This is a genomic window from Reinekea sp. G2M2-21, from assembly GCF_015687175.1.
Taxonomy (GTDB): Bacteria; Pseudomonadota; Gammaproteobacteria; order Pseudomonadales; family Natronospirillaceae; genus Reinekea.
Genome location: NZ_JADPQG010000005.1, coordinates 337523 through 349873, shown reverse-complemented (window position 1 = coordinate 349873; position 12351 = coordinate 337523). Strand labels below are relative to the sequence as shown.

Below are 12351 nucleotides of genomic sequence, written 5' to 3'. Positions count from 1 at the left end.
TGACCAGTTCGGCCTACACTGAAACGACAACAACTCTGAGATGGTGAAACTATGTATGCGTCAATTTTGGCACCTATTGATGTCTCTGTCCCGCTTATTGCGGAACAAATTTTGAAAAAAGCACTGTTTCATTTGCAATACAGCGACTGCGAAGTCACGTTATTGGCGGTTGCCCCCAACGGGGCCGATGAAAACACCCTGGACGAAATTCGTGGGAAACTGATGGAATTCGCGGAACATCACATCTCAACACATGAGGGCCGCATCCATTTGATGGTCGAAATGGGCTTGCCCAGCAACACCATTCTCGATAAAGCGGACGAAATTCACGCAAATCTGATCTTAATGGGCAGCCATCGCGGCGGGACCAATCAATTGGGGCGGTCAACCTTAGGCAGCACCGCGGCGAAAATTGCCTCCCAAGCGACCTGCGACGTCAGTATTATCAAGGCGATGTAGCCCATTGGCGCTGCCAGCACTAATGGGTACAAAACCAACGAAAACGCAAACCATGCTATGAATCATTGAATTGATACGCCCTGGGAAATCCGGGGGTGTGCTGAGCAAGCACGCCCCGTTCTCCGTTTTTATATATGTTTGCGAATGAGATGAAAAACGGTAAACAGATGCGCTGCGGGGGTAAAGGTCACGATTAACCGTTGACCGATCATGGTTAACTTCGATTGCAGATTCGTCTGATAACCATATTCTTTTACCGCTCGTTTGCGTATGTTGAGAATCTGACGGAATGAGTTTTTAACGTCGAGATGCGACAACGATTCGGGGCGTTCAAATATCACACACAAAATATCGTCCAGATTGCGCATTTTCCCGTAAGGCGCGATTCTGAAGATGAGATCCAAATCCTCCGCGATATGGGTATCCGGGTCGTACCAACTAAAATGCTCAGGCACCAAGGCGCGATTTATCATAATGGCGGAATGCTGGCACGGGATAAAGGTGAATATTTTCTCCAGTATGTCTTCATGTGTGGTCGGGGAGTACTTAATCCGCTCAATTTTTTTAACCGTGTCGATGATCCGAACCGCGCCACCCAGCAATACATGGTCTGGATGCTGTTCAAAAAAAGCCACCTGAGTCGCCAGTTTAGTCGGCACATACATGTCGTCGGAATCCAAGCGGGCCAAATAGCGGCCTCGCGCGTTCTCAATACCAACATTCGCTGTCACACTGACGCCGGAATTTTTATCATTCTTGAAAACGTGAATACGAGAGTCCCGTTCGGCATATTCCATAACGATGGCCAATGAGCCATCGACGGAGCCGTCGTCAATCGCCAATATCTCGAAATCCTGAAAAGTTTGATTCAATGCACTGTCCAAGCATCCACGCAGGTACTCCTCCGTGTTATAAAACGGTAGGACAATACTGACCACGGGTGGTGTACCGTGCTGTGGGTTCGTCGAGAGTCGTTGATAGCCCATGTTCGATCCTTATAATTCTTCGGTTAAATATTGCAGGGTAATTCGTTGCGCGTTGTGGTCGGACAGCGCTTCAATAGGAATATTCTCAAATCCCAGCACTTGGAATCCGTGATCCGGATTTGCGAAGACATAGTCAAATCGCCACCAGCGCAGGCCGTTAAACTCAAATGTGACCGGAAACCGCTCCTGCCCATAACGAAACAGATCCACCTGTTGCTTCGTTAGCGTTCGCATGGTTCCCATCGGTTTTGGCGAGTTAAAATCACCGGCAATAATGTAATCCTGCTGCGTTTTCTCTATCGCTGCGTGCAGCCGGTCAAATGCAATATTTCGAACGCGAAACCGTCTGTCCAAAGCATCATAAAAATCTCTCGTTAAAGGGTCTTTAAACTCCAAGTGCAACGCAATATGAACATTGAACAAGCGTAGTGTGTGTTCACCTATTTGCACATCGGCTACCTGAAACTGATCGGAAGGGTCCAGGTAGGCGTTCTGAATCGGGTAGCGTGATAAAATCAGAAACTGCTGTTGATGAACCAGGTGGTAACCTGGAAAATAAGACAAAATTTCAGGGGTTTTGTCGAAGGTCAGGTAATCAGCATCCAAGCCCGGAATCACGGTAGAAATCGGAATGGCGGGGCTGTTCAATCGAGCATCCGATTCAACATCATGCTCTGAGGCACTGTACAGAACTTCCTGTAGTAAATAGATGTCGGCGTTCTGTTTTTGCAAAAACTGATAAAAAGCCGCTTTGTCTTTTTTCTCATCCCACATCAGGCTATTCCAGTTAAACACCACCAATTCTCTGGCATCTGCATCTGCAACACTGACCGGCAATGGCCTCCAGTTCACATCGAGTTGCGTGGTGCCCAGTAGGAATCCAGCCAAAGACAACGCCATAGCCCATCGCTTTCGACTACCAACGGCCGTAAGTAAACCCAGCACCACAGGGACCAAAAGAAAGACAAAAGGCGGAGTACTGCCGGGAAGGCTCATCAACGAAAATGAGCCCGCAGCCACCAGGAAGAAAATCATAAACAACACCCAGAAACCCGCTAGGGCAACTACCAGGTAGTCTAACCAACGGACTCTGTTGACTCTTCGGGGAATAGCTAATGTCACGCGCTTACCCCACCGCGTCGAAACGCTGGATCGATACACCAGTCAATGAGGCCCTTGCACAGGCCAGCACAGGCTGTTGCACTGACGAGCAAGTGCACCGAGGTAAAAAATATCAAGAATCGCAGCCCACGTTCTTTGGCCACAAACACGTATTGAGATCCGTCCAACGCGATAAACACACAGAGCCAAAACACTGTCAGTGCCAAAAAACCCCAATGGAGCGTCGACAATGGCAACGTCAATAACGTCAGAGCGGCAAAACCAAGCGCTAATGCACGGGCCGGTGTTTCAAAACCTTGCATTGGCTTGCCTCGGCGCATGTACAGCGGAATTCGCGTACGTGCCCGTTTGAATAATTTCGACATTATCACGCGAACACTGTCATCGTCGTCGTGTCGCCCCATCACCGTTGACGTAAGCAATAACTGGTAGTGTTGCGACAAACGGTGGCCGTATTCCGCGTCTTCTGAATCGCGCAGCGATTCATTAAAACCACCAATCTCGTGAAAAACATATCGCTTTACCGCGCCTAAAGAAAAGAATCCGGGCGTCACGATACCTTCCGAGCTTTTACGCCAATGGTAGGCTTGCAGACTACGATAGTCTTCGACGATGCTGTCGCGTATCAAAGGTACTTTATCGTAGATGCCACAAACCGAACCCAAAGCCGAATTTTGATTAAACGCGATCAGGGTATTCTCAATAGCGTCAGTAAACAGGGCAACGTCCGAATCCAAGAAAAAGATCACCTCTCCTTTCGCCGCCATGGCACCCATATTGCGAGCTTTTGAAGGTCCGGCGTTATTACCGGTGGATAATATCGTGACATGGAAGGGCTCGATTAGCCCCAGGCAGCCATCGGTACTGCCATCATCCACGACGATAATTTCGAGTTCTTTATGCGTTTGAGAAATCAAGGCTTCCAAACACAATAGAATTGTTTTGCTGGAGTTGTAATTTGGTATAACGACTGAGACCAACGTTTTGTTATCGTACACACTGTGTTCCTTTTTCGGGTTAGCCAATCTGTTCATAGACCTGCAATGTTTGCGTGCTCGTTTTGTGCCATCGAAATTGCTGTTTCACATACGCTTGAGCACGTTCGCCAAGCTGCTTAGCTTCTTCTGGCGCTTCCAACAACCGATTAATGCACTCCGCCAAAGCCATCGCATTATCGCTGTCGGAGAAAGCCGACACCGGTGCGTCGGTGTAACCACAATTCTGTGGCGCGCGTATCACTTCCGGGAAGCCACAACCCAACACGACCGGTTTCGCCAACGACATGGCTTCAAGTGCCACAAAACCAAACGGTTCGTATACGGACGGGAAGATGCAAACATCGGCTAAGCAATAGTGTTGCATTACTGCTTCTTGCGGCATTTGTTCAAAGTACGCATGTACATGGGCTTCAATGCCAAGTGTGTGGATGGTCGATTGCATCTGCTGTTGATAATTCGCCTCACCGGAACCGACCAAAACCAGTTTTACATCTGAATGTTTTTTTATGACCAATGGCATGGCCCTCAACAGAGTGTCCACGCCTTTGTGCGTAATCAATCGTCCCGCGAACAGCAGTACTTTGGTCGCGGGTCCCAATCCCAGGTCACATTTCAGTAGCCGCTGCGTTTCTGTGTCGGTTGCTGCACGCTCTAACACCCCTTGCAAAACAGTGTCTTCGTAGCCATGATGCACAACGCTTATCTTTGCTGCGTCCCATCCAAAGCTTTCTAACTGCCGTTTAATTTCCTCACTCGGCACAATAACGTGACGAGCAACCTTGCCAATTTTTCTCTCCAGCCATGCCGCGACTTTCGGCGTAAAACCATTGGTCCCGTGGAGGTTCATGCTCATTTCGGTACTGTGAACATGGAAGACCAACGGCTGCCGTGTGATGTAATACAACAACAAGGCTGCGGGAACACACATCCAATCGTGTACCGCTAATGTCCCTAATTCGTTGCGCCTTTTACTCCGCCAAAGCTTTCGGAAGGCATGCCAGTTGAACATCGCCAAGTTCAGCGCATTAAACAAGATAGCCTTGAGTGAAAGTTCGCCACGCGTCGCATCTAATCCTTTTCGTGTAAATCGGCAGGGCGAAATACGATGAATGGTCAATGAGTCCCTTCGTTCGGTTTTAGGTAGCGGATAGGGATAATTCAACGTATAGAGTGTCAGATCGTGCTTTTCCTCAACTAACTGTTTAACGACCCTTTCCATATAAATACCCAAACCACCCCGGTAGTTCGGTGGAAATTCTGTACAGATAATGGATATTTTCATGAAGCCTCTCCAATAAAACGATCGCTGTAATAAATTTTTAAAGCGAACAGCGTAACCATAAGCATGGCACCGTATACCAAGGTGATTGACGCAAGTGCGCCCGTGAGTCCGTACTGCGCTGCGCCCAAAGGTAGGCCAACGATAAAAAAGGGTAAGCAACAAGCCACAGCAATGCTGCCAATCCTGGCTGCGCGCCCGCCATCCATGGTCAACAAATGATTAGCCAACTGAAAGAAGGTAAACAGTGTAATGGCAGCAGAGCCTAAAACGGTGTATAACCAACTGCTGGAAAAACCGTGGCCAAACAGACGCAGCAACAAGGTCAACGCGATGAAGGACAAACTATAAAGAGACAGGATCGCGATGGGCAGATACGCCTTGCCTGCCGCCCAAATTGAACTTCGGTTTGCCTTCGCCAGCGCAGGCAAAAGCACAACGCAAAATATTTCCACAAAGAAGATAAAGAATATCTGTTTCAGTAACCCAAGGTGGGCGGCGTATAGCCCAAGATCGGATTCAGTCAAGAACCCTTTCAACAGTAAAATATCACCCTCAAAGAGTACCGCTACCAATATCTGTCCTAGCATCATGCTGCCACCATACTTTAGCGACAGACCATAAAAACTTCGATTGAACTCAGGCCGACGCAAACCGGCGCGTAAAAGCGCCATCAGGGAAAAAGTGAACGTTCCAAAACTGAAAACCACGGCTACCCAAAAAACGTTCGGCTGCGATTGAAGCAACACAACAATCATCGTAATAACCATAAAAATGGTGCTTACCAAGCGTGCAACACCAATACTCAGAAAACGGCTCTGACCTCTTAAAAAAGACTCAGAAATCGCCTGAAAGTTATTGCCAACAGCCAATAAAATAGCAATAGACCAGACAGCCTCATCAATCCCAAGCCAACTTTCTATCCACTCAGAACAGGCAAACAGAGCGGAGCCGATCAGCAAGACAAACAGCATATTACCCGCAAACACCGTCCACATACGTTCATTGCGTTGATCAGGTTCTGCCGTAGAAAGGTATTTGTACATCACCGAATGCTGCCCCATGGCCATCGGTAAAAACAGCAATGCGCTCAAACTCATAATGAAAGCCAGGTTGCCGTAGAAGGCTGGTCCCAGTTCACGCGCAATCACAACCGTAACAGAAAACCGCAAGGCGTATGACGTTAGGTTAAAGCCCAGCACAATCGATAACTGCGACAATAGCTTCCGTAACATCAACAGAATACTGCCTCTCTTATCAGGCATTTCTTCAGAGGTAGACACCGTATTCATACGTCTGAATTATCCCAATACTCTTTTCAGATAAGTAAGACCTTTTTCAATCAAGTTCGTCGACAAAACGTCGTCTATCGCCTGTACAAACTGATCAATTTGCGCTTTCGAAATGGTCAACGACGGGGACACCATAATCAGATTGTGATTGTGCAAAGGCGTATAAACGAGAATGTTGTGTTTCTCATATAACTCGGTAATAACACCACCCGTAGTGACCTTTGAAATAACTTCATCGGGAATCGGTAAAGGGAATTTTTTGGCGATACTGGACGCTAAATTCTTTAATTCAATATTCACCAGTAGGCCCGCACCACGAACATCCGCTAAGATACCCGCGTGTTTTGTTTTTAACGCCAGGAGTTCGGCAAGCAGATAAGCGCCTAATTGTTCAGACTTTTCAACCAAACGTTCGTCGCGAATAATATTGATAGATTCGATAGCTGTCACAATTTCTTCACCGAAACCATTATAGGTTGTCGAGTGCAGGGTCGCGTGTTTCAACTTACCATAGGCCTTCTGAAACAAACGATCTTGGCTGACAAAGCCACCAAAGGATGCTTTACCTGCGCCAAAGGCTTTTGAAAACGATACTATGTCTGGCACGACATTTTGGTGTTCAAACGCAAACATCTTTCCGGTGCGACCAAAACCACAGAAAACTTCATCCAAGATCAGTACTATATCGTGCTTACGGCACACCGCCTGTATTTTATCGAAATAGCCTTCAGGTGGTTTCACCAAACCTTCACTTCGAATTGCTTCAACAATAAAGGTACCGACACGGGTTTTTCCGAATGTTTTTTTGTGGCTCTGTACAACCTGCTCGAAAGCATCGGCATTGCCGTAGGGCACTTCGATACAATCGCTCATTTGCTTAAAATGCTTATTCCCTTCACGCTCACTGCCTGAAACAGACAGGGTCGCGTGAGACTTTCCGTGAAATGAAATGTCGGTATAGACAACAATGGGGCGATCCATTCCGACATACTTTTGGGCCAGCTTTAAGGCGCCTTCGTTTGCTTCGGCTCCGCTATTGCAAAAAAACACCTTATTCAAGCCCGCTGGCATCAGTTTAGACAGGTTGTGTGCCAAGCCAGCTTGATACGGTGATGGAATAAACTTCCATATTTCAAGTTGTTGCTGCTCTGCCCATTGTTTTCTCGCGGCCAGAATCCTGGGATGGTTGTGACCAACGTTCAGCACTGCCAGACCCGCCGTCATATCCAATACTTGCGAGCCGTCACTCATGTCAATAATCAGACCCTGTGCTTTGACAGGCTTCCTGTCGGCAAGCCCCAACAAATGGTACATTCTGCCGAGTTGGGGATTGATATACTCTTTAAACAGGGACAGTCCTTCAGCCATGGACATTTCATGCAATTCGTCGAGGCTATAGAATGTCGATACTTCGGGTTTTCTGAGCACATGATTCATGATGTAGCCTCCAATTAAAAAAATATTTTCGCCAGTTTCAGCGCGCCTTGGTTCCATCGCGCATTATTTCGGCTTCCGCCTTCCTGGCTTAATTGATGCTGGTTTTGTACATACCAAAGGTAACTGCGAACTAACGTTTCTGTATTTGAATATTTCGCTTTAAAGCCAAGCGCTTTTTTCGCTTTATCCGTCGATACGTAATAGTCCAGATGTACCTTTCGATAGAGTCGCTTGTACAACGGAGTAAGATTGAGTCGGCTTAAAAAATCCAGAATTAGCATGGCCGGCCGAGCTGGAATGCAACGAATTTTCTTTCCGAAACCAGCTTCCGTTAATACAGCCTGGTAACTTTCTTTCATAGAACCAAACTCTTCCGCGCCAATGTTAAACGTATCATTGACGGTGTCATCGGGCTTAATCAGACACAGATAAATGGCCAGGCAAAGGTCTTCCACATCGAGAAACTGATAACGGTTGTGTCCACTACCCAAGATTGGGAAATGTCTACCCTCTTGTGCCCAATCAAAAAGCATCGCAAAAGTTCCCAGTCGATTGGGGCCCAGGAAAGTTCTTGGGCGCAGTATTGGTACAATGAGGCCATGTTCACGATATTCCTGACACAAACGCTCGGCTTGTGCCTTCGCCTGATTGTAAGGATCGTGGAATGGCTGAATTTCATCGTCCTCCGTCATCGGCATCTTGTCCGGTATACCGTACACAGCGGTGGAAGAAACATAGACGACACGTTCTACACCTTGTGCCAAACTTTGTTGTAAAACTTTCCGGGTTCCTTCCACAACAATGCTGAATATTTTTTCGCGTGAGTAGGCGGGCGACGCTGACGCGGTATGAACAACAATGTCTACACCCTGAAGAGCTCGCCGAAGATCGTCAGAATCCGTTATGTCTCCTCGATAGAAACTTACCTCTGTGGCTATCGCCTCGTTTGCCGGAAACAGATCTAAGCCAAACAATTCAAACTCACTTTTACCTGCCAAGTAATGCACCAGATTTTCACCCAGAACGCCACAACACCCCGTAATCAATACGCGCTTCATTTTTTGCTTCCTCAATTTGCGAATATCAACAGCCCAGTCACAATCAAACTCCAGACACCGACATTCACGATGATGACCTTGTCCTTACTGACGGTATCGGTCGGGTCGCCACCAGAGTCCTGCGTATACACAAGGTGCATATAGCGAAACATTCCGTAGATCACAAAGGGCAAGGTGAATATGTAAGGATCACGCAATACCACGAAGAGTGAATAGGAAATAATGGTGAGTGTGGCTGAGATGATGATGAGATAGTCCAACAACTTTTCGTTATATTTTTCTAACACCGGACGCAATGTCGTATTGGTGGAATCGGAATAGAGAAGCTCGTGCCTGCGTTTACCCAACGCAAGGAAAAGCGCAATAAAGAAAGTAACGAGTATTAACCAGCTGGCGGACTCCCATGAGGTTGAAACAGATCCTGCTATTACGCGCAATACAAATCCGATGGCGACGATGAAAACATCCAACAACACTTCGTGTTTTAAAATAGAGGAGTAAGCGACATTCATCAGAAAGTACGCCAGTACGATTAACCTGGCCGTAGGAGGCACGAATACACTCACGCCAATCCCCAACACTGTGAGAAACGCAGCAATAGTCCACGCCTGTTTTTTTGTGACCTTACCGCTGGCAATAGGTCGCATTCGCTTTACAGGGTGATTGCGATCTTTCTCGACATCAAAAATGTCGTTAACAACATAGATAGATGACGCACAGATACAAAAAAGAAACGCGGTTAACAAGGTACTCTGCCACGCAGGCCCCAGAAACAACTGTTCCGAAAACAATAAGGGTAGAAATACAAAACCGTTTTTAATCCAATGCTTGAGACGCATCAGTTTAACAGCTTGGATGAACCACGAAATATTCAAGTTCAGCATGTCCATTCCCTATAAAAGTTCTTCTCCTCAACAAGGAGAAGACTATAAATTCAACGAAAAAGAATGGTATGGGATTGAATCAGCGAATGTACCTACCAGATCTGGGAGGTATTGCTGCTTTTAATATTAATTGTGTATTCACTCACAGTTTAAAGAAAACAAGTTTCGATTTTGCATCAATATGAAACAAAGTTTTTCCCTTCGCTATTTTTTAGTGCATAGAAAATTTTAAAGGCTCGTTAATACAACTGCAAAATTCAACCTTAATGAAATTCAACCCAACCTACCCTTCCATGTCACAAAATTATCACATTGTTTTTTTGTTTCCGCGTAGAGGAACGGTACCTGCTCTACTTTTTTAAAGCCGGAAAGGTCACAGTTTAAAAATTTAAAAGTCACTTAATTGCTATTTTTTGAAGCCTGTCTAAAAAACGCTATACGGCTCGGCAACGGAGTCTGATTAAATAGACCTCGTTAAAATTTGAATAACATCTAAAAAAATGGAGAGACACTGTGACGACCGTATTAACGCTAATGGGTCAGTTACAATCGGCAAACTCGGAAGCCGAAGTAAAAAATTGTCTGTTGCAACTGGCGGAACATATAAAATTCGAGTTTTTTTTACTGGGTGTATTGTGGCCAATATCGGCAACTAATACAGACTACTTCGAACTGGACAATTACCCCGAAGCGTGGAAAAGACACTACAAAACAAACGGTTACCTAGGTCGCGACCCCGTCTTTCAGTACGCTGTATCTAATTACTTGCCTGTCGGTTGGCACCAATTACTGACGTGTAAAACTCAAAAGCCAACGAATCGAGATGTTCTAATTGACGCCAAACGATTTGGGTTAAACTCGGGTTTCACCGTTCCGATTCACGGCGCTTTTGGTCAGGTGGGCGTTATGAATTTCGCCACAGCGACTTTGGAAAATGCTGACATACAGGTCATGACACCAGCCGTTGAAAAGGTGCAACTTTTAATTCCGACGTTGCAACAAACCATAAAACGCATCCGCATCAATCAGCTTTCCAAAGCGGCTTCACTGCTGACTAAACGAGAAATAGAGTGTCTGTTATGGGCAACTGAGGGCAAAAGTGCTTGGGAAATCTCCAAGATCATTGGCTGTTCAGAACACACTGCAATATTTCATTTGAAAAACGCATCAGGGAAACTGGGTGCCTCTAATCGCTATCAGGCAATTTCAAAAGCGATCTTGTCTGGCGTCGTCAGGCCTGCATTCGGTTAACTGAATTCGCAATTAAACATAAGACACTTCTAGGCGTATCTCGCAGTCAATGGTTATTCCATTGACCAGAGACAGAACTACGCTAGAGAGCTTGAATGTCGCGCCCGAAGGGAGCTCATGAAAAAAACTGCTACGGCGTTGCTCTTCTTGAAAAGATCTCGATATTCTCGACTAAGAGCGCCATGTACCAGCGCTTCCCATTCGCTCTGGAACCATATGAAGTTCCGACTCTAGTAATCCCAGCTCCAATTTAACTCCACACCGTTGCGATCGAACTCACCACCGGCACCCTGTGTGTAGAGTTCCAGATTGGTATTGGGTGTCACTTTAAACTGCAGACTACCACGAAACTCCTGCTCACTGCCCACATCCTGTTCCACTTCCAAATACAGATAGTCGTTGATGTACTTACCGGCACTGACATTGAGCTGCAAATTTCCTTCCTCGTTAGTTTCGGTATCGACCACCAACGAATCCAATGCAAAGCTTTCCCGCGTGGCACCAATCGGGTCGAAACCGGTATCGCCGGTGCGCAGCTTATTGACCACACTAGCCAATTGAAACGCTTGCAGCACGTCCAGATCGGACACAATTTTTCCGAACAACAGCTGCGCCAATAATTCATCCTGATCGAGATTCGTGTCCGAACTCAATTGAAGGCTCAGAGCGTCCTGATTCCCGGTAATCCGTAATTGAATCGGCACCATTTGCAGTTGGTTGTTTAAACTCATCCGGGCCACATGCTCTCCCTGAATATCGAGCACCAATTGGTTGTTCTGTATCTGCACCGAGCCACTTTGCAGAGCAAACACCCGGCCCAGGCCGGTATAGGAGCCCCTGACCAGATTAAAGCGCCCGGAGAGTCCGGGGGCATAGAGGTTATCGGTTAACGCCAACTCTCCGGTCAGTTCGGCACTGATACCTTGGCCATAAAGGTTAGCGCGGTTATTCACCAATAAAGTTACGTCCCAATTACCATCTGGCCAATAAAACGGTTTGGCAATCAATTGGTTAATATCGTTCACGTCACTACTGACGATATTGAGCTGGGGAGCACCGTCCCACAAGAAAGTATCTGACTGCATATTCAAGGGTGCGATGCTCAAGTCGCCACGCAATAACAGGTTGTGATAAGGACCGGTTACGTCAAGTCGCCCTGTAACTGCGGCGTCCATTTTGGCCTGGTTCAACAGGTGAGCCGAGGTAAAGTCGATCGCCATATCTATCGTATGCGCTAAAATCCGGTCAGCATCGCCCAGGAACTGCACCCCACCGTTCAAGGCCACCTGTCCCTGACGCCCATCCTGACCCTGCCCCTGAATGGTCCATTGAGTTTGCGCACCGGCAATGCTCATCTGAATATCTTTAAGCAGGGATCCATATGCGGCATGCTCAAATCGTCCGTTGGTCCAGCTCAGCTCGCCATTCCAGGCAGGCTCACGCAGTGAACCGGATAATTCAAACTGCCCGGAAACATCGCCTGCAATACTGATATCAGGTTGATCGGTGAAGAAGGGGTCCAAAACCGACATAGGCGAATTCAACGCCACGCTGATCGACAGGGGTTGCCCACGCCATTGCGAGG

General features: G+C 46.9%; 11 protein-coding genes. 2 read left to right on the top strand and 9 right to left on the bottom strand.

Translation table 11 applies throughout. The features are described 5' to 3' along the window. Window positions 1-51: 51 nt before the first annotated feature. Window positions 52-459, top strand: a complete 408-nt coding sequence (locus IYN85_RS18735) for a universal stress protein (RefSeq protein WP_196160460.1) — start codon at window positions 52-54, stop codon at window positions 457-459. Window positions 460-587: 128 nt separating this feature from the next. Here IYN85_RS18735 and IYN85_RS18730 read toward each other — a convergent pair whose 3' ends face one another. The 8 genes from IYN85_RS18730 to IYN85_RS18695 are packed head-to-tail and all read right to left on the bottom strand — an operon-like array spanning window position 588 to window position 9515. Continuing rightward, the gene (locus IYN85_RS18730; protein ID WP_196160459.1) at window positions 588-1445 is read right to left on the bottom strand and encodes a glycosyltransferase family A protein; all 858 of its coding nucleotides are present in this window, start codon (window positions 1443-1445) and stop codon (window positions 588-590) included. Window positions 1446-1454: 9 nt separating this feature from the next. Next, window positions 1455-2567, bottom strand: coding sequence for an endonuclease/exonuclease/phosphatase family protein (locus IYN85_RS18725; RefSeq protein WP_196160458.1), 1113 nt, complete (start codon window positions 2565-2567; stop codon window positions 1455-1457). Then, window positions 2564-3565 carry a glycosyltransferase family 2 protein gene (locus IYN85_RS18720; RefSeq protein ID WP_196160457.1) on the bottom strand — a complete coding sequence of 334 codons (1002 nt, stop codon included), beginning with the start codon at window positions 3563-3565 and terminating at the stop codon, window positions 2564-2566. The genes IYN85_RS18725 and IYN85_RS18720 overlap by 4 nt, the downstream gene beginning before the upstream one ends. A gap of 19 nt (window positions 3566-3584) precedes the next feature. After that, a complete protein-coding gene (locus IYN85_RS18715; RefSeq protein ID WP_196160456.1) occupies window positions 3585-4847 on the bottom strand; it encodes a glycosyltransferase family 4 protein in 1263 nt (420 codons plus the stop codon). Beyond that, complete coding sequence (locus tag IYN85_RS18710; protein ID WP_196160455.1) at window positions 4844-6136, bottom strand: lipopolysaccharide biosynthesis protein; 1293 nt, start codon at window positions 6134-6136, stop codon at window positions 4844-4846. The genes IYN85_RS18715 and IYN85_RS18710 overlap by 4 nt, the downstream gene beginning before the upstream one ends. Before the next feature lie 9 nt (window positions 6137-6145). Continuing rightward, complete coding sequence (locus IYN85_RS18705) at window positions 6146-7573, bottom strand: aspartate aminotransferase family protein (RefSeq protein WP_196160454.1); 1428 nt, start codon at window positions 7571-7573, stop codon at window positions 6146-6148. Window positions 7574-7587: 14 nt separating this feature from the next. Then, the gene (locus IYN85_RS18700) at window positions 7588-8631 is read right to left on the bottom strand and encodes an NAD(P)-dependent oxidoreductase (protein WP_196160453.1); all 1044 of its coding nucleotides are present in this window, start codon (window positions 8629-8631) and stop codon (window positions 7588-7590) included. Between the two features lie 11 nt (window positions 8632-8642). Then, window positions 8643-9515 (bottom strand): decaprenyl-phosphate phosphoribosyltransferase, encoded by an 873-nt coding sequence (locus IYN85_RS18695; RefSeq protein WP_196160452.1) that lies wholly within the window; start codon window positions 9513-9515, stop codon window positions 8643-8645. Between the two features lie 513 nt (window positions 9516-10028). Here IYN85_RS18695 and IYN85_RS18690 point away from each other — a divergent pair. Further along, window positions 10029-10766, top strand: a complete 738-nt coding sequence (locus tag IYN85_RS18690; protein ID WP_196160451.1) for a LuxR family transcriptional regulator — start codon at window positions 10029-10031, stop codon at window positions 10764-10766. Between the two features lie 230 nt (window positions 10767-10996). On the opposite strand, the gene IYN85_RS26495 is transcribed toward IYN85_RS18690, so the two are convergent. Then, window positions 10997-12088 (bottom strand): translocation/assembly module TamB domain-containing protein, encoded by a 1092-nt coding sequence (locus IYN85_RS26495; protein ID WP_370592230.1) that lies wholly within the window; start codon window positions 12086-12088, stop codon window positions 10997-10999. Window positions 12089-12351 lie beyond the last annotated feature (263 nt).